Source organism: Thiomonas sp. (genome assembly GCF_054608695.1).
On record NZ_JBTRXV010000002.1, the window covers coordinates 61,842 to 85,136 of the forward strand.

The 23,295-nt window shown below is 64.4% G+C and carries 23 protein-coding genes, 1 tRNA gene, 1 other RNA gene and 1 riboswitch; of the genes, 18 read left to right on the forward strand and 7 right to left on the reverse strand.

Annotated elements, in window-relative coordinates:
- The first annotated feature begins 3 nt into the window (after positions 1-3).
- A complete protein-coding gene (locus ACYCUK_RS02335) occupies positions 4-633 on the forward strand; it encodes an LON peptidase substrate-binding domain-containing protein (RefSeq protein WP_461593232.1) in 630 nt (209 codons plus the stop codon).
- 61 nt (positions 634-694) lie between these two features.
- Here ACYCUK_RS02335 and mutY read toward each other — a convergent pair whose 3' ends face one another.
- From mutY to mutM, 3 genes are all read right to left on the reverse strand, one after another.
- On the reverse strand, positions 695-1,828 hold the full coding sequence (mutY, locus tag ACYCUK_RS02340; protein ID WP_461593305.1) for an A/G-specific adenine glycosylase: 1,134 nt from the start codon (positions 1,826-1,828) through the stop codon (positions 695-697).
- Between the two features lie 59 nt (positions 1,829-1,887).
- Positions 1,888-3,972, reverse strand: a complete 2,085-nt coding sequence (locus ACYCUK_RS02345; RefSeq protein WP_461593233.1) for a dynamin family protein — start codon at positions 3,970-3,972, stop codon at positions 1,888-1,890.
- A 167-nt stretch (positions 3,973-4,139) separates the two neighbouring features.
- Complete coding sequence (gene mutM, locus ACYCUK_RS02350; RefSeq protein WP_461593234.1) at positions 4,140-4,958, reverse strand: bifunctional DNA-formamidopyrimidine glycosylase/DNA-(apurinic or apyrimidinic site) lyase; 819 nt, start codon at positions 4,956-4,958, stop codon at positions 4,140-4,142.
- A 140-nt stretch (positions 4,959-5,098) separates the two neighbouring features.
- Between mutM and ACYCUK_RS02355 the strand changes: the two genes are divergently transcribed.
- The 6 genes from ACYCUK_RS02355 to ACYCUK_RS02380 all read left to right on the forward strand — a co-directional run bounded on the left by ACYCUK_RS02355 (position 5,099) and on the right by ACYCUK_RS02380 (position 10,699).
- Complete coding sequence (locus tag ACYCUK_RS02355; protein WP_461593235.1) at positions 5,099-6,844, forward strand: tetratricopeptide repeat protein; 1,746 nt, start codon at positions 5,099-5,101, stop codon at positions 6,842-6,844.
- A gap of 14 nt (positions 6,845-6,858) precedes the next feature.
- Positions 6,859-7,536 carry a lipoprotein insertase outer membrane protein LolB gene (locus tag ACYCUK_RS02360; RefSeq protein WP_461593236.1) on the forward strand — a complete coding sequence of 226 codons (678 nt, stop codon included), beginning with the start codon at positions 6,859-6,861 and terminating at the stop codon, positions 7,534-7,536.
- Positions 7,537-7,574: 38 nt separating this feature from the next.
- Positions 7,575-8,585: a 4-(cytidine 5'-diphospho)-2-C-methyl-D-erythritol kinase gene (gene ispE / locus ACYCUK_RS02365; protein WP_461593306.1), complete on the forward strand. Its 1,011-nt coding sequence runs from the start codon at positions 7,575-7,577 to the stop codon at positions 8,583-8,585.
- A gap of 149 nt (positions 8,586-8,734) precedes the next feature.
- Positions 8,735-8,808: transfer RNA gene (locus ACYCUK_RS02370), tRNA-Gln, on the forward strand.
- A 120-nt stretch (positions 8,809-8,928) separates the two neighbouring features.
- Entirely contained in the window at positions 8,929-9,900 is a 972-nt protein-coding gene (locus ACYCUK_RS02375; RefSeq protein WP_461593237.1) for a ribose-phosphate pyrophosphokinase, read from the forward strand.
- Between the two features lie 148 nt (positions 9,901-10,048).
- Positions 10,049-10,699: a 50S ribosomal protein L25/general stress protein Ctc gene (locus ACYCUK_RS02380; RefSeq protein ID WP_461593238.1), complete on the forward strand. Its 651-nt coding sequence runs from the start codon at positions 10,049-10,051 to the stop codon at positions 10,697-10,699.
- Between the two features lie 143 nt (positions 10,700-10,842).
- Here the strand turns inward: ACYCUK_RS02380 and ACYCUK_RS02385 are convergent, their stop codons facing one another.
- On the reverse strand, positions 10,843-11,238 hold the full coding sequence (locus ACYCUK_RS02385) for an acyl-CoA thioesterase (protein WP_461593239.1): 396 nt from the start codon (positions 11,236-11,238) through the stop codon (positions 10,843-10,845).
- A 105-nt stretch (positions 11,239-11,343) separates the two neighbouring features.
- Here ACYCUK_RS02385 and ACYCUK_RS02390 point away from each other — a divergent pair, with 105 nt between their 5' ends.
- From ACYCUK_RS02390 to pyrC, 6 genes are all read left to right on the forward strand, one after another.
- On the forward strand, positions 11,344-13,188 hold the full coding sequence (locus ACYCUK_RS02390) for an ABCB family ABC transporter ATP-binding protein/permease (RefSeq protein ID WP_461593240.1): 1,845 nt from the start codon (positions 11,344-11,346) through the stop codon (positions 13,186-13,188).
- Between the two features lie 141 nt (positions 13,189-13,329).
- A complete protein-coding gene (locus tag ACYCUK_RS02395; protein WP_461593307.1) occupies positions 13,330-14,220 on the forward strand; it encodes a transporter substrate-binding domain-containing protein in 891 nt (296 codons plus the stop codon).
- Positions 14,221-14,339: 119 nt separating this feature from the next.
- Positions 14,340-15,068: an amino acid ABC transporter permease gene (locus tag ACYCUK_RS02400; RefSeq protein WP_461593241.1), complete on the forward strand. Its 729-nt coding sequence runs from the start codon at positions 14,340-14,342 to the stop codon at positions 15,066-15,068.
- A 1-nt stretch (position 15,069) separates the two neighbouring features.
- Positions 15,070-15,756: an amino acid ABC transporter permease gene (locus ACYCUK_RS02405; protein ID WP_461593242.1), complete on the forward strand. Its 687-nt coding sequence runs from the start codon at positions 15,070-15,072 to the stop codon at positions 15,754-15,756.
- 31 nt (positions 15,757-15,787) lie between these two features.
- Complete coding sequence (locus ACYCUK_RS02410) at positions 15,788-16,522, forward strand: amino acid ABC transporter ATP-binding protein (protein WP_461593308.1); 735 nt, start codon at positions 15,788-15,790, stop codon at positions 16,520-16,522.
- 82 nt (positions 16,523-16,604) lie between these two features.
- Positions 16,605-17,675, forward strand: a complete 1,071-nt coding sequence (gene pyrC / locus ACYCUK_RS02415) for a dihydroorotase (protein ID WP_461593243.1) — start codon at positions 16,605-16,607, stop codon at positions 17,673-17,675.
- A 10-nt stretch (positions 17,676-17,685) separates the two neighbouring features.
- Here pyrC and ACYCUK_RS02420 read toward each other — a convergent pair whose 3' ends face one another.
- Positions 17,686-18,468, reverse strand: a complete 783-nt coding sequence (locus ACYCUK_RS02420) for an oxygen-binding di-iron domain-containing protein (protein WP_461593244.1) — start codon at positions 18,466-18,468, stop codon at positions 17,686-17,688.
- A 100-nt stretch (positions 18,469-18,568) separates the two neighbouring features.
- On the opposite strand from ACYCUK_RS02420, the gene rnpB reads away from it, so the two are divergent.
- The 5 genes from rnpB (at position 18,569) to ACYCUK_RS02445 (ending at position 22,496) form a co-directional block, all read left to right on the forward strand.
- Positions 18,569-18,917: RNase P RNA component class A (rnpB, locus tag ACYCUK_RS02425), an RNA gene on the forward strand.
- A 193-nt stretch (positions 18,918-19,110) separates the two neighbouring features.
- The gene (locus tag ACYCUK_RS02430; RefSeq protein ID WP_461593245.1) at positions 19,111-19,728 is read left to right on the forward strand and encodes a histidine phosphatase family protein; all 618 of its coding nucleotides are present in this window, start codon (positions 19,111-19,113) and stop codon (positions 19,726-19,728) included.
- A 70-nt stretch (positions 19,729-19,798) separates the two neighbouring features.
- A riboswitch (Fluoride riboswitch) is annotated at positions 19,799-19,863 on the forward strand.
- A gap of 46 nt (positions 19,864-19,909) precedes the next feature.
- Positions 19,910-20,284 carry an HIT family protein gene (locus ACYCUK_RS02435; RefSeq protein WP_461593246.1) on the forward strand — a complete coding sequence of 125 codons (375 nt, stop codon included), beginning with the start codon at positions 19,910-19,912 and terminating at the stop codon, positions 20,282-20,284.
- A 71-nt stretch (positions 20,285-20,355) separates the two neighbouring features.
- The gene (locus ACYCUK_RS02440) at positions 20,356-20,553 is read left to right on the forward strand and encodes a hypothetical protein (protein ID WP_461593247.1); all 198 of its coding nucleotides are present in this window, start codon (positions 20,356-20,358) and stop codon (positions 20,551-20,553) included.
- Between the two features lie 374 nt (positions 20,554-20,927).
- Complete coding sequence (locus ACYCUK_RS02445) at positions 20,928-22,496, forward strand: P-loop NTPase family protein (protein ID WP_461593248.1); 1,569 nt, start codon at positions 20,928-20,930, stop codon at positions 22,494-22,496.
- Here the strand turns inward: ACYCUK_RS02445 and crcB are convergent.
- Together crcB and ACYCUK_RS02455 are read right to left on the reverse strand one after the other, a co-directional pair.
- A complete protein-coding gene (gene crcB, locus ACYCUK_RS02450; protein ID WP_461593249.1) occupies positions 22,476-22,853 on the reverse strand; it encodes a fluoride efflux transporter CrcB in 378 nt (125 codons plus the stop codon). The genes ACYCUK_RS02445 and crcB overlap by 21 nt on opposite strands.
- Before the next feature lie 16 nt (positions 22,854-22,869).
- Positions 22,870-23,256 carry a fluoride efflux transporter FluC gene (locus ACYCUK_RS02455; protein ID WP_461593250.1) on the reverse strand — a complete coding sequence of 129 codons (387 nt, stop codon included), beginning with the start codon at positions 23,254-23,256 and terminating at the stop codon, positions 22,870-22,872.
- Between the last annotated feature and the right edge of the window lie 39 nt (positions 23,257-23,295).

Here is a 23,295-nt window from a genome sequence, read left to right on the forward strand (position 1 = left end):
GCCGTGCCCACAACGCAAGGCTTGCCGCTCTTTCCCCTGCAAAGCGTGTTGTTCCCCGGAGGCCTGCTCGGGCTTCGGGTGTTCGAGGCGCGCTATATGGACCTCATCACCCGTTGCCTGAAAACTGGCGACGAATTCGGCGTGGTGCTCATGCTCTCCGGCAGTGAGACAGGTCGGACGGCAGCTGATGCCGACCTCGCCGCCGTGGGTTGCCGCGCCAAGGTGCTGGACTGTGACATGCACGAGGCGGGACTGCTGCATGTGCGCTGCAAAGGTGGCAGCCGCTTCGTGCTGCGCAGCCACGAGACGGTGGCGCTCGGCCTGGAAATGGGCCGGGTGCAAGCCATGGACGATGACCCGAACGCCACACTCGGAGCGCGCCACACCGGCGCGGCCTTCGCTCTCGGCCGTGCCATTGCCGCGCTCGATCTGCAGCGGCAAAAGCCATTTTTGCCGCCTTACCGGCTGGACACGCCGGGCTGGGTGGCCAACCGCTGGGCCGAAATCCTGCCCATCGCCACCGAAGCCAGGCAGCGCCTGATGGAGCTGCCCGACGGCACGCAGCGCCTGGACGTGGTCGACCGCTACTTGCGCCAGCATGGCATCGTCGCTGAATCGCCGCCTTTGCAGTAGTGGGGCCTGTGTGCGCCCTGAGTGGGTCGTGAGTGCGCTTGCAGGGCCACCGCAGGGCGGTTCAAGTTGGTGCGACGGCCTGCGCGTCTTGCGGCTTGGCCAGGTTTGCGGCGGTCTGCAGGAGTTTGCGTACCGGGGCCGGCAAGCCCAGGGCCAGGGCTGCAGGCAGCGTGAACCAGTTGCCGCCGGCCTCACGCGCGCCAGGCGTCGGCGTGATGCGCACCTGCAAGGGTTCGAGTTGCAAGTCCAGATGGGTCAGTGCATGCCGGGTGATGGGCCGAGGGCTGTGCTCGGTCAGCGCGCCCAATTGCGCCGCATGCCGCAGCGCTTGCTCGCGGCTGTCGAACTGGGGCAGGCACCACAGGCCGGGCCAGATGCCGGCCGCGCCGCGCCGCTCCAGCCAGATCGAGGCGGTGTCGGCCCGAGCGTTTTCCGCCCAGAGCAAGACCCAGGTCTGCGTACGTCGCGTTTTGGCGGGTTTGACGGGTGCGTCCCTGGCTTGTTGCTGGGCGCTCGAGCCATCCGTTGCATCAAACAGCGGCGTTGCGCCAGAGCCGGATTGGCGGGCGCGGCAATCGCCCTCGAACGGGCATTGCAGGCAGGAGGGGTTGCGGGGTTTGCACACCGTCGCACCCAGGTCCATCAAGCCCTGGGTGTAGGCCTGGATGTCGTGCTCGGGAAGCAGGCGCTCGGCCAGATTCCAAAGTGCGCGCAATTCGGCCGCGGCGCTGGCCGGGGCGGGCAGGGCATGGGAGCGGCCCAGCACGCGTTTGACGTTGCCATCCAGAATGGCGGCGCGCTCGCCAAAGCAGAAAGCGGCGATGGCCGCAGCCGTCGAGCGACCGATTCCCGCGAGTTGCTGCAGCCCTTGCGCCGTGCGCGGAAAGACGCCGCCATGCTCATGGCAAATTTGCTGCGCGCAGCGGTGCAGATTGCGCGCGCGGCGGTAATAGCCCAGGCCGCTCCATTGCGCCAGAACCTCGTCTTCGCTGGCTTCGGCCAGCGCCTGCACGGTCGGAAAGCGCTGCAGGAAACGCGGGTAATAGGCGAGCACCACCGAGACCTGGGTTTGCTGCAACATGATCTCCGACAGCCACACGCGGTAGGGGTCGGTGCTGGCCTGCCACGGCAGGCCGTGGCGGCCGTGGCAGCGTTGCCAGGCAACCAGCCGCGCGGCGAAATGTTGCGGTTCCAATTGGAGCGGATCCAGGCGTTGCGGCTCCGCGGCAGCGGACGCTGCAACGTGCTGGCCACTCACTTCATGGCTCCCTCGAAATACTGGCGCAACTGGGCGCGCTGGTGGCGCATTTCGCTGGCTTGCTTGCGCAACTGGGCGATGCGCTGGCCGAGCTCGCCCTCGGCGTTTTCCACCTGCTCGAGGCTTTGCATGCGCCGGCCCAGGTTGCGCTTGCGCTCGCGTACCTGCGCGTCGAGCTGCGCCAATGCGGCGCGGTTCCAGTGCTGTGCGTCGCGCACGCCGCGCTCCAGCAGGCTGCGCAGCCGTGCCAGCGCCGACAGCACCAGGCGCTCGGCGTGGGCGGTGTTCTGCAGCCGCAGCCAGCGCGCCGGGGTGAGGTAGCGCAGGTAATCCTGCTGGGTGCTGTCGAGTTCCAGGCGTATGCCTTCGAGCTTGAGCGCCTTGGGGCTGGGAACTGAAAATGCGAACTCGGTGTTGAGCTGCCCACAGGCTCCTGTCAGCATGGCGCGGTTTTCTTCCAGCGCAGCTTCAACCTCGCCGATGCGGTGGCGCACGTCGGCGAAAGTGGCTTCAAGCACACCGCGCACACCGGTTTTCAACACCGCCGTCCTGATGCGCTGGCGCAACTCGGCGAGCTGGCCGAGCGCCGCCTGCACGTCGAGCAATTCGGCCACCTTGCCCAGCTGGCGGGCGTTGACCACATGCAGCGCCTGGACCTTGGACAGGCCGGCGTCGAACTCCTTGCGCTCCATGCCGATGCGCATCACCAAGTTGCGCACCACATGCTTGTTCTTGCCTTCCAGTCCGGCCAGTTCCAGACGTTGTTCGTCGGCCTGCCGGATTTGCTGCTGGAACTGGCGCTCGAGCAGCATGAGCGTGTCGAGCAGGGTGGCACGCCAGCCGCTGTCGATGAGCTCGCGCCGTTCGCGGTCAGCAACCTGGCTGAGCGCGGCTTCCAGTGCCGGCACGCCCGAGCGCTCGAGCAGTTCCGGGTCATGCTGGATGCGGGCGAGCAGGGCTTTGTGGGCGCTGATGGTGAACACGCGCTCGACTGGAATTTGCAGGATGGAAGCCACCGACTCGCGCTGGCGCTCGATCTGGGCCTGCACCGCTGCAGGCCCCAGCAAGGGGTCCCAGAGGGTGTCGATCTTGTTGAGCACGACGAAGCTGCGCAAGCGCCCGGCCTCGCCCACATGCTGGGTCCAGAGTTCCAGGTCGCTGCGCGTGACGCCGGTGTCGGCACCCAGCAGGAACACCACGGCATGTGCCGCGGGGATGAGCGAGAGCGTGAGTTCCGGCTCGGCGCCCAGCGCATTCAGGCCCGGTGTATCGAGTATGGTCAGCCCCTGCGCCAGCAGCGGGTGATCGACGTTGAGCAGGGCGTGGCGCCAGCGCGGCACTTCCACCAAGCCTTCGCTGGTCCGCACGATCGCTGCGCGAGCGGCATCTTCCAGGTGGAAGCCCAGCTCCCGGGCGCGTTCGAGCGAAACGGCGAGCGTGTCCGACAAATGCGCCAGCGCCGTGCTCATGCCCTGCGCGTCGTCGGCCGCAAAGGGCAAATCATTCCAGGCGTCGTGCCGCGTTTTCCATTGCGCCAGGGTTGCGGCGTCGAGCCGAGTCTCGATCGGCAACAGGCGCAGGCCGGTGGGCAGGCGCGGGTCGGAGGCCAGCTCCATCGGGCACATGGTGGTGCGCCCGGCACCTGCCGGCAGGATGCGCTGGCCATGGTCGGAAAAGAAAATGGCGTTGATGAGCTCGGACTTGCCGCGAGAGAATTCCGCCACGAAGGCCAACTGCACCAGGTCTTGCCGCAGGCGCTGCTCCAGCCCGTTCAGGCTGTCCTGCCACAGCGCCGGATCGAAATCCGATTGCCGCAACCACTTCGACAGGGTCGCCAATCGCCCCAGACGCTGCTCGCGCCAGGCGCCGAAGCGCGTCCATTCGGCTTGCAGGTCATGAGGAAGCGCCCGGCCGTCCGAAGCTTCCTCATTCCCCTCGGGGGGCGGCTGCTGCGAAGCAGCGGCCTTGGGGCCAACATGAGGAAGCGCCCGGCCGTCCGAAGCTTCCTCATTCCCCTCGGGGGGCGGCTGCTGCGAAGCAGCGGCCTGGGGGTCGTTAACAGGAAAGGCCTGGTCATTCATGGGTGGAGGGCGAGCGCGGCTGCAGGTTGAGGGCAGAGCCATAGCGTATCTCGCCGTAAGGATATCCGGCCGGATGGGCATCCAGGTGTTGCAAGGCTGCCATGTCAGAGCCAACTTCGGGCGGATGGATGCGCTGTGATTCAGGCAAGGCGCAGTTGCCTCTATGGCTACCGTTTCTGGCAATGAAGACAAAAATAGGTGCTGCGTTGCCCTTGGGTGATCCGGCTGATGCGGGTTCCACACGCATGGCAGGGCAGGCCGGCGCGGTCGTAGACCCGGGTGTTGAGCTGGAAGTAGCCGAGTTCGCCGTCGGCATGGGCGAAATTGCGCAGCGAACTGCCGCCGGCAGCCACGGCCGCGCCCAGGGTGTTGCGTATCGCTTGCGCCAGGCGCTCGCAGCGTGGGCGCGAGAGCTGGCCTGCAGGAGTCAGCGGGTGAATGGCGGCGTGAAACAGCGCTTCGCAGGCGTAGATATTGCCGACCCCGGTGATGATGGACTGGTTCAGCAGCAAAGGTTTGATGGCGGCCTTTCTTCCCCGTAACGCCTGGTGCAACACGCTGCCATTGAAGCCCGCACCCAGCGGCTCGGGGCCGAGTTTGTCGAGCAGGGCATGCGTGGGACTGCCGGCTGCATGCCAGACCACGGCGCCGAAGCGGCGTGGGTCACGCAGGCGCAGTTGGCCTCGGTCCATGATCCAGACGAAGTGATCGTGGACCGTCAGCGCTTCAGCGGGTTGGTCCGCAGCCGTCCAGCGCAGCGAGCCGGACATGCCGAGATGCACGATGAGCTCCCCGGCCCGCATCCGCAGCAGCAGGTATTTGCCGCGCCGATCCAGCCGCTCGATGCGCTGTCCCTGCAGCTGTTGCGGAGCGCAACCCAGAGGCCAGCGCAGGGGCTTGCCCTGGATGATGGAGACGATGCGGGTTCCGACCAGCGCACGCTCGAGACCCAGGCGGGTGACCTCGACTTCGGGGAGTTCAGGCATGTGGGCATTGTGCTTGAGTCACCCCCGGGTTGCAGCCTTGCGGCGCCCCCAAGGGGTAGACCATCCCTTGGGGCTATCCGTGGCGGCAGTTCCAATCGCGGGGACCGACTCTAAAATCAACGCATCACGAGGATTCGTTCATGCGCCTTGCCGTTCTTGCCGCAGCCCTGTTGGCTGCTTCATCCTGGCTTCACCCGGCGCAAGCCGCCGCGCCCGAGGCTCAATCCGGCAGATCGGTCGCTGCGGCCATGCAGGACGACCAGCCTGGGGCGCAGGATCTGGCGCGGTGGTTCTACGCCGTGCTCACCGGCGAAATCGCAGCCAATACCGGCCATCCGGCCGTGGCCTACACCGAGCTGCTCAAGGCGGCGCGCGACATGAACTCCGAGCCGCTGTTCGAACGCGCCACCGAGGTGGCGGTCGCAGCGGGCGCGCCTGAACAGGCGCTTGCGGCCGTGAACGCCTGGCGCAGCGCCCAGCCCGAATCGCTCAAGGCGCAGACTTGGGCGGCGCAATTGCTGGTCGCGCTGGGGCGCAACGCCGACGCGGTGTCGGCCATCTCCCGCGTCATCGCCATCACGCCCGAGCCGCAGCGGCCGAAAGCCATTCTTTCGCTGGTGCCGTTGTTCGCTCACGCCAATGACCCGCGTGCCGCCATCAATCTGGCGAAGAAGTCATTGGCTCCCTATCAGGCCATGCCGCAGTCCAGCTTGGTCATCGGCCTGCTGCAGGCGCGTGCCGGCGATGCCAAGCTAGCCTTCGCCGCCGCATCCAAGGCTTTGGCCGCCGACCACGGCATGCAAGCCGCAGCGGCCTTGCTGCTGCAGACCTACACGGTGAACCCGCAACAGGCCGACGCGCTGTTGCAGCAGTATTTCGTTGCCAAGCCGGACGATGCCAATTTGCGCCTGGCCTGGATTCAGGCGGCGCTCGGGCAGCAGCGCGACGGCATTGCGCTGACCCAGGCGCAGGCGTTGAGCACCACCAAACCCGATCTGCCAGAGGGCTGGCTCATCCTCGGGTCATTGCAACTCCAGCAGGAGCAGGTTCTGCTGGCGCAGAAGTCGTTGCTGACCTACCTCAGCCTGGTCGGCAAGTCCGGGGTTTCCGCGGCGCATGCCGGCAGCGCCCGCGCCTATCTGGCACTGGCCGACGCCGCCCGCAAGCAGCACGACTATCCGCAGGCCGAACACTGGCTGGCGCAAATCCCGGCAGGTCAGGAGTCCTTGGCCGTGACCCTGCAAAAGGCCACCATCCTGGCCGAGCAGAACAAGCTCAATGCTGGGCTCGAGTTGCTTGACAAGCTGCCCAACGCCACACCTGAACAGCAGCGCGAGCGCCTGTTCGCCCGGGCCCAGCTCTACCGCACGGCCAAGCAATATTCCCAGGCCTACGGCGTGCTCAAGCCGGGGCTTGCGCAGTTCGGCAAAGACGCGGATTACGTCTACGAAACCGCCATGATGGCGGAGAAGGCCGGCGACACCGCGGAAATGGAAACACTGTTGCGCAGGATCATCGCTGCGGACAGCCGCTACCAGCCGGCCTACAACGCCTTGGGCTACACCCTGGCCGATCAGGACAAGCAATTGCCGCAAGCTCTGAAGCTCGTGGCCCATGCGCTCAAGCTCTCCCCCGGCAACCCCTTCGTGCTCGACAGCATGGGCTGGGTGCAATTCCGCATGGGCGATTTGAAGTCGGCGCGAGCTGCGCTCGAACAGGCTTACGCGGCAAGGCAGGATCCGGAAATCGCAGCCCACCTGGCCGAGGTGCTGTGGCACCAGGGTGACAAGGCGCGCGCCCGCAAAATCCTGCAGGAAGCCTTTGACCGCGCACCACAGGATGATGTGGTGAAGGCGGCCATGCAGCGCATGGCTGTGCGGTTTTGAGCGGCTGCGTTCGCATGCCCGCGCGCGAGTCGGTTCCGCTGCGGCTTGCGCGCGGGCGCAACTGGACCCTGCCCATGGCGTTGGGGCTTTCGCTGTTCCTCGCAGCCTGCGCCATTCCTCCCGCGCCAAAACCCACACCGGCCCAGGCCAGCCAGTTACGGCTGAACATCAGTGGACGCATTTCGGTGCTCACGGGCGAGTCGCCTGAGCAGAAAAACCTCTATGGTGGATTCAGGCTCGAATTGCTGGCCGGAGGCGCAGGCCATTTCGACGTGTTTTCCCCGCTGGGCCAGATGTTGGCCCGAGCCCGTTGGACGTCCGAGTCCGCAAGTCTGAACAATGGCCGGCAGACGCAGGACTACGCCTCTTTCGAAGACATGACCGAGGCGGCGCTCGGCGTGGCCCTGCCGCGCGCCGCGCTGCAAAACTGGGTGCGCGGAGAACCGGCAACCACGCTGCCCTTCACCCGGCTTGGCGACGGTGCCTTCGAGCAACTCGGCTGGCGGGTGCAGCCACGTTTCGAGGGCGGCAGGCTGCATGTGCTGCGCGCCAAGCGAATGCAAGGGCCCGCGGCGCAGCTCAGTCTGGTCGTGGACGAGACCTCGGCACAGCGAGCAATCCCGGCGGCATCGTCCCCGGCACCACAAGCGTCGGGCTCGGCCTCGGCGACTCCCGAGTCGGCAACGCCGTGAAGCCAGCAGTCGATCGCATCGCTGCACCAGGCAGGGGCGTGACCGCGCTCTACAACGTCCCAGCGCCAGCCAAGATCAACTGGTTTTTGCATGTCCTGGGCCGCCGCGCCGATGGCTATCACGAACTCCAGACCGTGTTCCAGTTCATCGACTGGTGCGACTGGCTGGACTTCGAGCGCAACGACACCGGCGCCATCACGCGCGAGGGCGGCGACGGCCTGCCTGGCGATGACCTTACCGTGCGCGCCGCGCAACTCTTGCAACGGCATGCCGGTTGCCACTTTGGCGTACAGATCCATCTGCGCAAATCCATCCCCATGCAGGCTGGCCTGGGCGGCGGCAGCTCGGACGCCGCCAGCACCTTGTTGGCGCTCAACCGGCTTTGGGGTCTCGGCCTGGCGCGCGCCGCGTTGCAGCGTCTGGCGCTTCAACTCGGCGCCGACGTTCCCGTCTTCATCTTCGGCCGAAACGCCTTCGCCCAAGGCGTGGGCGAGGAACTGACAGCCGTGGACTTGCCCACCTGGCCCATGCTCGTGGCCTGGCCCGGTCAAGGAGTGTCCACCGCAGCCATCTTCACCTCCAGTGTCTTGACAAGAGACACGCCGGCCGTGACAATTTCTGGCTTTGCAGAATTTGTACGGCTTGCGCAAGCCGCGAAGGCAGAAGCAGCGAAGGCAGAAGCGGGCAAGGCAGAAGCGGGCAAGGCATCCAAGGCGGAAGCTGAGCTGTCCAAGGCAGCTAAAGCAACTAAAGCAGGCACACCAGCTTTGCAGCGGGTCCGGAGCCTGGTTCCGGGTTTGGATTTTGGCCGGAACGATTTGCAGGCTGCGGCGCAGGTCGCCTTGCCGCAGATGGCTCAGGCCGGAGCCTGGCTGCTCGGGCAGACTGGGAGTGGTTTGGTTGCCATGAGCGGTTCAGGCTCGGCGCTCTTTTCGCCTTGCAGGCCAGGTTTGCAGGAAGGCTTGCCACCTGCTCCAGAGGGTTGGCGGATTCGGCAGTGCCGGGCCTTGTCGCTGCATCCGCTGGCTGGCTGGGCGGCAGAGGATTGACGCCGGGGTAGGCGTTGCGGAACGCTTGCTGGCGTAGGCCGGAATGAAAATTCCGTACAATTTCCGATTCTGTTTTTCGGCGTCGCGGATTGAGGTTGTTTGCTTCGGGGTTTTGCGCAGCCAAGGCGCGCCGTTGAAGGTTGTACCGTTGGGGAGTCGCCAAGTTGGTTAAGGCACCGGATTTTGATTCCGGCATTCGAGGGTTCGAGTCCTTCCTCCCCAGCCCGGCACCGGCGGTTTTTTTGCTTTGCCGGCAGGGTTTCAATCCAGTTCAATGAGCCAGTCTGATATTGCTTGTTGCCCGCCAGGGCTGGCGGTGCAAGCGGATTTTCCTCTCCAACCCATGAATCAGAACTCGGCTGACTTTGTCGTTTTCACCGGTAATGCCAATCCGGCGCTGGCGCAGCAGGTGGTCGAGCAATTGGGCATCGGGCTCGGCCAGGCTTTCGTCGGCCGCTTCTCGGATGGCGAGGTCACGGTCGAGATTCAGCAGAACGTGCGCGCCCGCGAGGTGTTCATCATCCAGTCCACCTGCGCGCCGACGAACGACAGCCTGATGGAGTTGATGATCATGGCAGACGCGCTCAAGCGCGCCTCGGCCGAACGCATCACCGCAGTCATTCCCTATTTCGGCTATGCGCGGCAGGACCGCCGGCCGCGTTCCTCGCGCGTACCCATCACCGCCAAGGTCGTGGCCAACATGCTGCAGGCCGTGGGTGTGGCGCGCGTGGTCACCATGGACCTGCATGCCGACCAGATCCAGGGGTTTTTTGACATTCCAGTCGACAACATCTACGCCTCGCCCATCCTGCTTGGCGACCTCAGGGCGAAGACTTATTGCGATCTCATCGTGGTCTCGCCCGACATCGGCGGCGTGGTGCGCGCGCGCGCCCTGGCGAAGCTCATGGACTGCGATCTGGCCATCATCGACAAGCGCCGGCCCAAGCCGAATGTGTCCGAAGTGATGAATGTGATCGGCGAGATCGATGGCCGCAACTGCATCATCATGGACGATATGGTGGACACCGCCGGCACATTGACCAAGGCCGCCGAGGTCCTCAAGGCGCGCGGCGCCAAGCGGGTCGTGGCCTACTGTACGCATCCGGTTTTTTCCGGCCCGGCGATCGAGCGGATCAACGCCAGCGCGCTGGATGAAGTGGTCGTCACCAACACCATTCCTTTGCGCGGCAATGCGCTCGAATGCCCGAAAATCCGCCAGCTTTCAGCGGCCCAGCTGATCGCCCAGACCATGCTGCGCATTGCCCAGGGCGGCTCGGTGCTGCAACTGTTCAACGAACAGGAAACCCTGTTCTGAAGGACGCCCGGCACGGTGCCGGGTGTCTTGTTTTGGAGTCTTCTTTCGAATTCGCGCCGCCAGGATTTGGCGTGCGAACCCAGCGGGATGCTGGTCGCGAGCATCCCGATTTGCAACCGGGGCCCAAGGCCCCATTTGAGGAGTCGACATGAAAGTCGTCGCATTTGAACGTACAGCGCAAGGTACTGGTGCGAGCCGCCGCATGCGCAACGCCGGCAAGGTTCCCGGCATCGTCTACGGTGGCGAGCAAAAGGCGCAGATGATCGAGCTTGATCACAATGCCCTCTATCACGCCCTGAAGAAAGAGCAATTCCATTCGTCCATTCTGGATCTGGCGGTGGGCGAGCAGCAGACCAAGGTGCTGCTCAAGGCGTTTCAGGTTCACCCCTTCCGCCCCATCGTGCTGCACATCGATTTCATGCGCGTGGCAGCCGATCGCAAGATCACGATGAAGGTGCCGCTGCATTTCGTGCGCGCCGAAGAGTCGCCGGCCGTCAAGCTCGAAGGCGGCATGATCAGCCATGTGCTGAGCGAACTGGAAATCAGCTGCCTGCCGGCCGATCTGCCCGAGTTCATCGAAGTGGACCTGAGCAATATGCAGAAGGGCCATTCGCTGCACGCCAATGACCTGAAACTGCCCGGTTCAGTCACGATCGTGACCCACGGCGCCGAGAACCCAGTCATCGCCACGGTGCTGAATCAGGCTGCTGCCGAGGCGGCTGAGGCTACGGCCGAACCGGACGCCAAGGACACCAAGGACGTCAAGGAAGGCGAGAAAAAAGCTCCCGAGAAGAAGTAATTTCTCAGTCATTGCGGCGTTTCGGTTTGTCGCCGGGCCTGTTGTGCAAACGCCACCTTCGGGTGGCGTTTGCTTTGGAGAGTTGCATCCTCGCAGGGAAGAGGGGGCTCGAGAGCGGCTCTTCGCGCTTCGAGTCCCGGCTCTCAGACCGCAGGCACTGGGCGTGGCTTGCGGTTCTCACCCACGGCGACGAAGGTGAGCGTGGCTTCGGTCACGCGGTAGACCTGGGTGTCTGGGATGCCGCGTTCAGCGAACACCTCGACCTGCACGGTGATGGAGGTGTTGCCGACCCGCACCACTTCGGCGTAGAGCGACAGTACATCGCCGACGAACACCGGATGCTTGAACACGAACTCCTTCACCGCAACCGTGGCCACCCGACCCCGGGCGCGCTTGGCAGCGGCAATGCCGCCCGCCATGTCGACCTGGGCCATGATCCAGCCGCCGAAAATATCGCCATGCATGTTCACGTCCGCCGGGCGGGGCTGGATACGCAGAACCGGTTCGCGGCACAAGGGCAGTTGCTGGGTTTCATTCATGGGAAAGACTCGCTGTGAGCAATGGTTGGCCGTAGGCATTGATGAATAATGCATGGATTTGCTGTTTGCTGCCGTGAAAGCAGGCAGCCATTGTCTTTCAATCCCATGCGACACCAAGGTTCATCCGACGTTCCTTTGCCCCCTCCGACCGCTTCGGCGCCCAAGTCCAACTGGGCTGCGGTGCGCAAGCTCGCGCCGTATTTGTGGGAGTACCGCCTGCGCGTCGTTGCGGCTTTGCTCATGCTGGTGGCGGCCAAGGTGGCGAATGTCGGCGTGCCTCTGGTGCTCAAGGACATCGTCGATGCACTCAACCTGAAGCCCGGCGATCCGCGAGCCGTGCTGGTGGTGCCGGTGGCCTTGCTGTTGGCTTACGGCGCCTTGCGCCTTGGGGTTTCGCTGTTCACCGAGTTGCGCGAAATCGTGTTTTCGCGCGTGACCCAGGGCGCGGTGCGCAACGTCGCGCTGCAGGTGTTCGATCATCTGTTCTCGCTGTCGCTGCGCTACCACCTGGAGCGCCAGACCGGCGGCATGTCGCGCGACATCGAGCGCGGCACGCGTGCCATTTCCAGCCTGGTGTCGTACACGCTCTACAGCATCCTGCCGACACTGGTGGAGATGGCTCTGGTGATCGGCATTCTGATGGTGAAGTACGACTGGTGGTTCGCCGGCATCGCCCTGGTGGCGCTGGCCGCGTACATCATGTTCACGGTTGTCGTCACCGAATGGCGGACCAGTCTGCGCCGCACCATGAACGAGCAGGATTCGCGCGCCAACCAGCGCGCGGTGGACGCATTGCTGAACTACGAGACGGTGAAGATTTTCGGCAACGAGGCGCACGAGGCCAGGCGCTACGACGACAACCTGCACCGCTGGATGGTCGCAGCGGTGAAGTCGCAGAACTCGCTGTCGCTGCTCAACCTGGGGCAGAGCTTCATCATCGCCACCGCCGTGACGCTGCTGGTGTGGCGCGCGACCGTTGGCGTGGTCAATGGCAGCATGAACCTGGGCGATCTGGTGCTGGTCAACGCCTTCATGATCCAGCTTTATGCGCCACTGAGCTTTCTTGGCGTGATCTACCGCGAAATCCGCCAGGCCCTGACCGACATCGAGCGCATGTTCTCCATCCTGGAGCAGAACCGCGACGTTGCCGATGCGCCGGACGCCCGGCCATTGGCTGTGGGCCAGGGCACGTTGCGCTTCGAGGATGTGCAGTTCGGCTACTCGCCCGCGCGCCAAGTGCTGCAGGGCCTGAGCTTTGAAGTGCCCGGTGGCGAAACGGTGGCCATCGTCGGGCCGTCGGGCGCGGGCAAATCCACGCTCTCGCGCCTCATGTTCCGCTTCTACGAGGTGGACTCGGGCCGCATCACGATTGACGGACAGGACATCGCCCAAGTCACACAGGCCAGCCTGCGGGCGGCGCTGGGCATCGTGCCGCAAGACACCGTGCTGTTCAACGACACCATCGGCTACAACATCGCCTACGGTCGGCCTGGTGCTAGCCACGAGGAGGTGGAGGCGGTTGCGCGCGCCGCACAGATTCACGACTTCATCACGCGCCAGCCCCTGGGCTGGAACACGCAGGTGGGCGAGCGCGGGCTCAAACTTTCGGGCGGCGAGAAGCAGCGCGTGGCCATTGCCCGAGCCTTGTTGAAGAACCCGCCCATCCTGATCTTCGACGAGGCCACCTCGCAACTCGACTCGGCCAATGAAAAAGCCATTCAGGCTGAAATTCGCATGGCCTCGCGCAATCGCACCACGCTGATCATTGCCCACCGGCTGTCCACCGTGGTGGATGCGCACCAGATCCTGGTGCTCGCCGCCGGGCGCATCGTCGAACGCGGCACGCATGCGCAGTTGCTGGATCTGAGCGGCGTCTACGCCCGGATGTGGGCGCTGCAGCAGGAGCAGTCGCGCGAGTCGCAATCACCCGAGTTGTTGCAGGTGGCCTAGTTTTTTTCGATTTTTGCGGTGGATTGTCGAAAGCCTGCTGCGTGAGCGACTAAGCTTGGAAAATGTCGCTTGCGCGGCTGAATCGTGTTGTTACACTTCGTCGATCATTATTTCAACTCGTTGACGGAGATTCACATGACCATGTTCAAACAGCTTGTCCTGGGCGCGGCAATGGCGCTGGCTTTCACCGCAGTACAAGCCGAGGCGCTCACCGGCACTTTGAAGAAAATCAAAGACACCGACAGCATCACCGTCGGCTACCGCGAGTCGTCGATTCCCTTCTCCTACCTGGACGGCAACGGCAGGCCCATTGGCTATGCCATGGAGTTGTGCGGCAAAGTGGTCGACGCCGTGAAGGCCGACCTGAAGATGCCCAACCTCAAGGTGAACTACGCCCCCGTCACGTCGAGCAACCGCATCCCGCTGCTGGAAAACGGCACCATCGATCTGGAATGCGGCTCCACCACCAACTCGGTGGCGCGGCAAAAGCAGGTGGCGTTCGGGCCGACCTACTTCATCATCAACGTCTCCGCCGCGGTGAAGAAGGATTCGGGCATCAACGACTTCGCCCAGCTGGGCGGCAAGACCATCGTCACCACCTCGGGAACCACCTCCGTGCCTTTGCTGAAGAAGTATGAGAAGACCAAGGACCTGGACTTCAAGGAAATCTACGGCAAGGACCACGCCGAGAGCTTCCTGCTGATGGCCGACGGCCGTGCCGTGGCTTTCGTCATGGACGACATCCTGCTCGCCGGCCAGATCGCCAACTCCAAGGATCCGGCCGCCTACAAGATTCTTCCCGGCTCGCTGCGCAGCGAGCCCTACAGCATGATGCTGCGCAAGGACGATCCGCAGTTCAAGGCCCTGGTGGACAGGACCATCGACGGGGTGATGAAATCGGGGGAGATCAACAAGATCTACGCCAAATGGTTCACCAGCGCGATTCCGCCCAAGGGCATCAACCTGAACTTCCCGGAAACCCCGGCGATCAAGGAAGCCTTTGCCCACCCTAACGACAAGGGCGTCGAATAAGCTGCTGGGGGGCGGGCCATCCGCAGGCTGGCCCGCCCAATCCTGTACCCGCCGCCGCGACCTCTGGTGGGGCCGGATATGATCCCCGGGCCCAAACGACCACGGGCTGAAAGCTCGTCATGCTCGACCTCGGCATTTTTTCGCAAAACACCCCGGATGGCGACACCACCTGGGCGATGTCGCTGCTCTCCGGTCTGGAATTCACCCTCATTCTCGTCGCCCTGGCTTGGATCGTCGCCATGGTGCTCGGCACCTTGCTCGGCATCGTGCGCACCACCAACAAGCGCTGGGCCGTGGCCCTGGGCGATGCCTATGTGGAACTGTTCCGCAACATTCCGCTGCTGGTGCAATTTTTCCTCTGGTATTTCGTCATCCCGGAGTTCATTCCGCCGCTCAAGCGCCTGGCCGTCGCCATGGACCCGACCCAGTTCCAGTTGCTGACCTCGGTGGTGTGCCTTGGGCTGTTCACCTCGGCCCGCATCGCCGAGCAGGTCAAGTCCGGCATTCTGTCGCTGCCGCGTGGTCAGCGCATGGCCGGTTACGCCATGGGGCTGACGCAAGGGCAAACCTATCGCTATGTGCTCTTGCCCATGGCGTTTCGCATCGTCATGCCGCCGCTCACGTCCGAGTCGATGAATCTGGTGAAGAACTCGGCGGTGGCCTATTCCATCGGACTGACGGAGCTGTTCTTTCGCACGCGTGAGATGGGCGAGATGACCTTCCAGTACTTCGCCGCTTTCGGCGCCGCAACCTTGCTGTACATGACCGTGGCGTTTTCCATCAATCGCGTGTTCGCCTGGGTCGAGCGCGCGGTGGCGGTGCCGGGCTACCTTGGCGGGAAGAGCTGAGATGGGTGCGTTCGACTGGTCATCCATCGTTCAATCGCTGCCCTTCCTGATGAAGGGCCTGGCCTACACCGTGCAACTCACCGTGGTGGCCGCCATCGGCGGCACGCTGTGGGGCATTCTGCTGGCGCTGGCGCGGCTGTCCAGCATCAAGTCGCTGGCTTGGGCGGCTGCGGCCTATGTGAACCTGATGCGTTCCATCCCGCTGCTGCTGGTGATTTTCTGGTTCTACTTTCTCGTGCCCATCATGCTGCAGTGGATGACGGGCGCGGAGTACCCGCCCCGCATCGGCGCCGAGCGTTCGGCTTACGTCACCTTCATCTTGTTCGAGGGCGCGTACTTCTGCGAAATCGTGCGGGCTGGCATTCAGAGTATTTCCAAGGGCCAGCTTGGCGCGGCTTACGCCATGGGTTTGAACTATCCCCAGTCCATGCGCCTGATCATCCTGCCGCAGGCGCTGCGCAACATGCTGCCGGTGCTGCTGACGCAGACCATCGTGCTGTTCCAGGACGTGTCGCTGGTGGCGCTGCTCAACGTCACCGACTTCGTCGGCGCCGCGGTCAAAATCGCCCAGCGCGACAGCCGCATCGTCGAGATGTACACCTTCGTCGCCGTGGTGTATTTCGTCCTCAGCTACTGCCTCTCACTGGGCGTGAAGCTGTTGAACAAGCGCGTTGCCATCATTCGTTGAACACCTTGAACCGAATCGACCCATCATGTCCATGATCGACATCCGAGCCATCAGCAAGTGGTATGGCAGTTTCCAGGTGCTCACCGACTGCTCCACCCATGTCGACAAGGCAGAGGTCGTCGTGGTGTGCGGGCCGTCGGGCTCGGGCAAGTCCACGCTGATCAAGTGCGTCAACGCGCTCGAACCGTTCCAGAAGGGCGACGTGATCGTCGACGGCATTTCCGTGGCCGACTCCAAGACCAATCTGCCCAAGCTGCGCGCCCGCGTCGGCATGGTGTTCCAGCATTTCGAGCTGTTCCCGCATCTGTCGGTGATGCAGAACCTGACGCTCGCACAACTCAAGGTGTTGGGCCGCAACAAGGCGGAGGCCATCGCCAAGGGTGAGCATTACCTTGAGCGTGTGGGCCTGGCCTCGCAGCGCGACAAATTCCCCGGCCAGCTCTCGGGCGGCCAGCAGCAGCGCGTCGCGATCGCCCGTGCGCTGTGCATGGACCCGATCGCCATGCTGTTCGACGAACCGACCTCCGCGCTCGACCCCGAGATGGTGGGCGAGGTGCTGGAGGTCATGGTGGGTCTGGCCAAGGATGGCATGACCATGATGGTGGTGACGCACGAAATGGGCTTTGCCCGCAGCGTGTCCAGCCGCGTGGTGTTCATGGATGCAGGACGCATCGTCGAGGACTGTGCCACCGGCGAGTTCTTCGGCAACACGCAGGCGCGCAGCGAGCGCGCGCAGCAATTCCTGGGCAAGATCTTGGCGCATTGACCCGTGCGGGCCCGCATGCGCCCGGAGCGGTATGGCCGCAGCAGTACCATTTCGCGGTCATTCCGTGCCGCCCGCCCTGCTCATGTCCCAACTGCAAACTCTCACCATCACCCGTCCTGACGATTGGCATTTGCACCTGCGCGACGGCGACGCGCTGACCTACACCGTGGCGTGGACCGCGGCGCAATTCTTCCGCGCCATCGTCATGCCCAACCTCAGGCCGCCGGTGGTGAGCACCGCGCAGGCGCTGGCATACCGCGAGCGCATCCTCGCGGCCCGGCCCGCGGGTTCGGCGTTCGAGCCGCTGATGACGCTGTATCTCACCGACACCACGACCGCGGACGAGATCGCCCGTGCCAAATCCAGCGGTGCGGTGCACGCGGTCAAGCTCTATCCATCGGGTGCCACCACGAATTCCGACAGCGGCGTGACCGATCTGGCCCGGGTCTACCCGGTGTTCGAGGCCATGCAGCAGCAAGGTATGCCGCTCCTGATCCACGGCGAAGTCACCGACCCCGAGGTCGACGTATTCGACCGCGAGGCGGTGTTCATCGAGCGCCATCTGCTGCGCCTCCGGCGCGACTTCCCGGCGCTCAGGATCGTGCTCGAGCACATCACCACCGCGCAGGCTGCACGCTTCGTGCGCGAGCAGGCTGCGGTGGATGCGCGTGGCGTGCCGCTGCTGGCCGCCACCATCACCGCCCACCATCTGCTCTACAGCCGCAACGCCATGTTCGCCGGGGGCGTCCGCCCGCATTACTATTGTCTGCCCGTGCTCAAGCGCGAGCGCCACCGCCAGGCCTTGCTGGATGCCGCAACCGGCGGCGACGCACGTTTCTTCCTTGGCACCGATTCGGCACCGCACGCACGCGCCTTGAAGGAGGCGGCTTGCGGCTGCGCCGGATGCCTCACGGCGCCCCATGCGCTGGAACTCTACGCCCAGGCTTTCGAGCAGCGCGGCGCGCTGCACAGGCTCGAGGCTTTCGCCAGCCATTTCGGCGCGGACTTCTACGGCTTGCCGCGCAACACCGGCACCCTCGCACTGGAGCGTGTGCCCATGACAGTCCCCGAGTGTCTGCCCTATGCCGGGGGCGACGTCGTTCCGCTGGGCGCCGGGCAGATCCTGCCGTGGCGCCTGGCATCCGCATTCTGAGTCCCCGCGATCAGATCCGCATCGCCGCCGTTGGCACCTGGTACTGCGCGGCCCCCATCAGGTCGATGCCGCAGTCCAGGTTGTCCAGCCAGTCCAGCAACTGGCCGATGGCCGCACCCTTGAGCGGCGCGCCATGCTGGGGCGCGATCATCGCGATGTCCAACTCGCGCACCATGCGTGCCCACAGCTTCAGAATCTTGTTGCTCACCATATAGCGGCGGTGGAAGGCTTCCATGCCCGGCGGCATGGGGGTCAGACTTTCCAGGAAGTGCGAAGCTTGCTCCCCGCTGACGAGCGACACGCCCAGGTCACCCGAGAACAGGATCTTGCTCACCGGGTCGTAGAACTGGAAATTGCCTTCCGCGTGCATGAAGTGCGCCGGCAGCAGCCAGAGTTCGGTACGACCGAAGCGCAGCCGTCCGCCCTCGTCGGGAACGGCGATGACGCGGTCGTCGGTCTTGCCGAGCTTGCAAAAATGCGGCGCGAAACGCGCCCACAGCTTGGAGATGACCAGCTTGGCCTGGGTGGCGGTCATCCAGCGATCCAGCGAGGCGATGATGTCGGGGTCGGCGTGCGAGGCGAGGATGTAATCCAGATGCTGAGGCGCGATATATTGGCGCATCGTCAGGCTCAGCTCGTTGTAGGTCATGTTGCCGCCGGGGTCGAGGATGACCCCCTCGTCGTGGTCGACGATGAGGAACTGGTTGGCCTGCACCGCCTCGGCCTCTTCGGGCACGAGGTCGGTGAACATCACGCAGGCGTGCTGCGGGTCTTTGTAGAGTTCGATGGACATGGAGGGCGCGCAAATTTACAGGATAGAGATCTGTGCCGGGCGGCGGCTTGAGCCAGATCAAATACCTGCCGGTGCATGGTTCGCGGATAATGCACGTTGCGAAGCGGGCCGGGCAGCCGCGCTGGCGCGGGGCGACCCGCGCGGTGAGGAAGGTCCGGACTCCACAGGGCGGGGTGACGGCTAACGGCCGTGCGCGGTGACGCGACGAACAGGACCACAGAGACGAGTAAGCGCGGCGCAAGCCGCGTGGACGTGAAACGCGGCAACCTCCACCCGGAGCAACACCAAATAGGCAGGCGAAGCAGGGCTTTCGGGCCTTGTGAAAGCGCGGCCCGCGCGAGCCTGCGGGTAGGTGGCAACGAGCCGCTGCGGTAACGCACGGCCCAGAGGAATGGCTGCCACGTCGGGCAACCGATGCACAGAATCCGGCCTACAGGCCCGCTCCGCACTGTTGGCCCGCTCCGCACTGTTTTCAGTTCTGGCATTTCGGCTGCGCCCGCCGAGCGATATCGCAACACTTCGGGCGCTGCGGTTGGATGCGCCGAAGTGGCGCAAAAGCAGCGAGCGGATGCATCATGGGAGGCCAGCCACGCCACGGCAGGCAGCACGCAGCCGGCGTGCAGTCCAACGCAGGAGCATCCCATGCAGATCATGCTCACCCGTCATGGCGAGGTCGAGGGCATCAGCCCGCCACGCTTTCGCGGCCGGATGGAGTTGGCCCTGACCGAACGCGGCCAGCGCCAGGCCGGCGCGCTCGGCTTGGCGCTCGCAGAGCAGTGCAAACCTGCCGCCATCTACACCAGCCCGATGCAGCGCTACCGCGATACCGGCGCTGCCATTGCCACGGCCTGCGGCTTGAGCGCCCAGGTGCAAGCGGGCATCGACGATTTCGACTACGGCGAATGGCAGTGGAAGACCCATGAAGAAGCCCGCACCCAGTTTCCGCGCGACTTCGCGCTGTGGAAGCAAACTCCGCAGTGGATGCGCTTCCCCGGCGGTGAGTCTTTGCAGGCGGTGGCGCTGCGCACCGCCGATGCCTTGCGCCAGCTGCTGACGCGCCATGCCCATGACACCGTGGTGCTGGTGGCGCACGACAGCGTCAATCGCGTCATCCTGTTGCAGGCGCTCGACCTGCCGCTGTCGGCCTACTGGCGCATCGAGCAAAGCCCTTGCTGCATCAACGAACTGGAGTTGAGCGCTGGCGGCCATGTCGGCATAGCGCGCATCAACGACACCAGCCATCTGCGCGGCGTGGCGTGAGTTTTGGCTGACGGCCATTTGATTTGAGCTGACAATTCGAAACACGCCACCGATCCCAACTTTGTTGTCATGCATCCCAGGAGATGACATCCTCCTGCCCCCAACCGCCTCCCGGCTGATGATGTCTGTTCTGCGCTCCGTGTCGCCACGCTGCGCGTCGGACCATGCCGAGGAGACGACGATGTCCGCCACCAAGCCCTGCCCGTTCTGCCAGATCACAGAACCGGCACTGCGCAATCACCTGGCCTATGCGATTTTCGATCGCGACCCGGTGACCCCGGGGCACATGCTCATCATTCCCTACCGCCATGTGGCCGACTGGTTCGACACCACCTGGGACGAGAAGCGCTCCCTGCTCGCGCTGGCCGACAACGCCCGCACCCTGCTCAAGCGCGAGCACGACGCCGACGGCTTCAACCTCGGCGTGAACTGCGGACTGGCCGCCGGCCAGAGCATTCTCCACGTTCATCTGCATCTCATCCCCCGCTACCACGGTGACATGGACGACCCGCTGGGCGGCGTACGCGGCGTGATTCCGGCGCGGCAGAAATACTGATGCGGGCGCCGAACTTCGACGCCGCCGCTGGCTAGCCCCGCGCGCAAGCGCCAGGCCAGGCGCTGGCCTTCGTGTTGACGATCGGCGTGCTCAGCCAGTTCGCCGATTGCACCTACGAAGCTTCGCGCAGTGTCCTCGGCCTGCTCTATCAGGTGTCTCAGGTGTCGCCGGACTGGCGGGTGGCGTTCTGTCTGGTCACGCAGTTGGCCGCTTTGCCGCTGTTCGCCAGCTTGGCTGCGACGCATGCAAAACCGCGTCCTACCGCCTAACCACCGTTTACAACTGCATGCGGTTTGGCTGCTGATCTCAGGGAAAGCCAGACCTAGGCTGAGGGCACAAGGCGATGGATTCGCCGATACTTTGCCCGCCAAGCCTCACAGGGCTGATGACTCCTACCCAATGCGCGCCCCAGCCGCGCATCCTGTCGTCTCAGGTTCAGGGAGGAGCCATGCAAGCATCCACAGCACATTCATGCCTGTCGCCGATTGATCCATCCGTCGGCCAGTGCCTTGCTGCGCGACGCTGTGCCATTCAACGCGATGTGTTTTCCCCTCCACCGGCAACTTTTTTGTTCCCGGTGCGGCCTCTCCGAGCGGCGCAACGTGAGTATCCGTTCAATCGGGGGTATACGCATACCAACCCCATGTCCAACGTGCTCAACGGCAAGCGTCACGACACCAGCGAGGACATGATCGACCTCGACGCCGGCTGGTTGCACAAAGACCCGATTTTCATGGACGCGCCGCAAACCCAGCCGCCAGTCTTTCACAGCATCGCGTTTCCGTCGCAGGTGCACGAGGCGGCCGCGCAGCCGCGCGCGGATTGGCGCGACGTGTTCCACGATTTGTTCCTCGATCAAATTTTTGATGCGGCGTATGGCGGCTTTGCCCGCAAGGAACAAACCACGCCTTGCACCGTGCTGCAAGACCCGGCGGAGCCCGACTACAGCGCGGCGATCGCACGCACTTTCGCGCGCTTTCGCCAGGGCGAGGTGCGCGATTGCCGCGCGCAATTCACGCCCGCCTCGCGGCTCAATCACGTCGAGGGGATGATCCTCGACCGCGTGGCCATGCTGCCCCCCGAGGTGTTTGGCCGTCTGGCGCGGTTTCGCGCCGAGCATGAGGCTTTTGCCGATGCGCGCCTGCCGCGTCTCGACCGCGAACTGGCCTGGTATCTGTCATGGCACGACTTCATGCAACGCTTCACCCGCGCCGGTCTGCGCGTGTGCTTTCCCGAACTCGCCACGCAACGCGGGCAGATCGAAGCGAACGATGCCTTCGACATCGCCCTGGCGCGCAATCTTGTGGCGGCAGGACAGGCGGTGGTCAGCAACGGCTTTGCCTTGCGCGGGGAAGAGCGCATGCTCGTCGTCACCGGTCCCAACCATGGCGGCAAGACCACGCTGGCGCGTACCTTCGGGCAACTGCACCACATCGCCAGCCCGGGCCTGCCGGTGGCGGCCAGCAGCGCCACGCTGTTGCTGTTCGGCCGCATGTTTACCCATTTCGAGCGCGTGGAGGACATTGGCAGCCCGCGCAGCATCGTGTTGATGAACGCAATGTTTTCCTCGACCACCCTGGACGACGCGCTGGAACTGGCGCACCGCATCATGACGCGCCTTTGCGCAATCGGTGCGGCATGTGTGTTCGCCACCTTCCTCGATGAGCTCGCCGCGTTCGACGCGCAGACCGCGAGCATGGCCGGCATGGTCGATGCGCGGCGATGGCCCTGGCGGCGCTTTTCTGCACGATGTTGCCTCCCGCGTGTTGCTGGCCGCCACAGGCGAGGGCGACGCCCGCATCATTGCCCGGCGGCAAGCCGCGTTGCGCGACGCGCTCGAACATGCGCCGGAGCTGCGCGGGCAGCATGCTCAGGCCCAGCCGCACTGCGCCTGCCAGGAGACGATATGCCCGGCGGGCACCATCTGTTGGATGCGGGGCAGCACGGAGGCCACCACCTCGGGGTCGTCGTAGAACTCCAGCACCAGCGGCAGATGCACGTTCAGGCGCAGCAGATCGTCGGCATGCACCTCCCCCTTGCTGCCGAAACCGGCCACGCCACGAAACACGGTGACGCCGTGGACCTTGTGCTGTTCGTGCAGCAGCTTGAAGATTTCATGCATCAGGTTGTGGCCCTGCACCTTGTCGCCTTCTTTGATGTAGATGCGCGCCATCGTGACGGTTTTCATGGGTCAGACTCCCAGGTTGTGTGAAAAATAGGCGCCGAGCGCCGTGCCCAGCATGGACAGAAAGACGGACAGAACCACGTAGAGCCCGGCCTTGGCCGCCTCGCCGTTTTCAATCAGGGTCAGTGTTTCCAACGAAAAGGTGGAAAACGTGGTGTAGGTGCCGACACCACCCGTGAGGATGCCGGTGCGCATGGCCGGGTTGATGGCGGCGTACTTCAGGGTTTCATAGAACAGGAAGCCCATCAGGAACGAGCCGACGATATTGATCGACAGGGTGGCGAAGGGGAACGACCTCCCCAGCGCGCGCTGCACGACGATGGTGTGTCCGTAGCGGCTGAAGGCGCCGATGAGCGCGAAGATCGCGATGTAGAGGAATGTCATCGAAGTCGCTCGTCGCTCAGGAGGCGGTGAATTGCAGATGGCGCGACAGATAGGCGCCGAAGAACGCGGCGGCGACCGACAACACCACGGACGCGCCGATATAGAGTGCCGCCAGGATGAAGTGCCCAAGTTCGAGCAGATGAATGGCCTCGATGGAGAAGGTGGAAAACGTGGTGTAGGTGCCGAGGCCGCCGGTGAGAATGCCTGTGCGCAGTTCCGGGCTGACGTTGATGCGCTCCAGCGTTTCGAAGAACAGGAAGCCCATCAGGAACGACCCCAGCACATTGATCGACAGGGTGGCGAACGGGAAGGCGTCGCCGAGCACGCCCTGCACCACGAGAGACTGCCCATACCGGGCGAACGCGCCCAGGATGGCGAAAACGGAGATGTAAACGGAAACCATCAAACGTCCTGAAAATCAAGAAAGGGCGGGCAGTGCCGC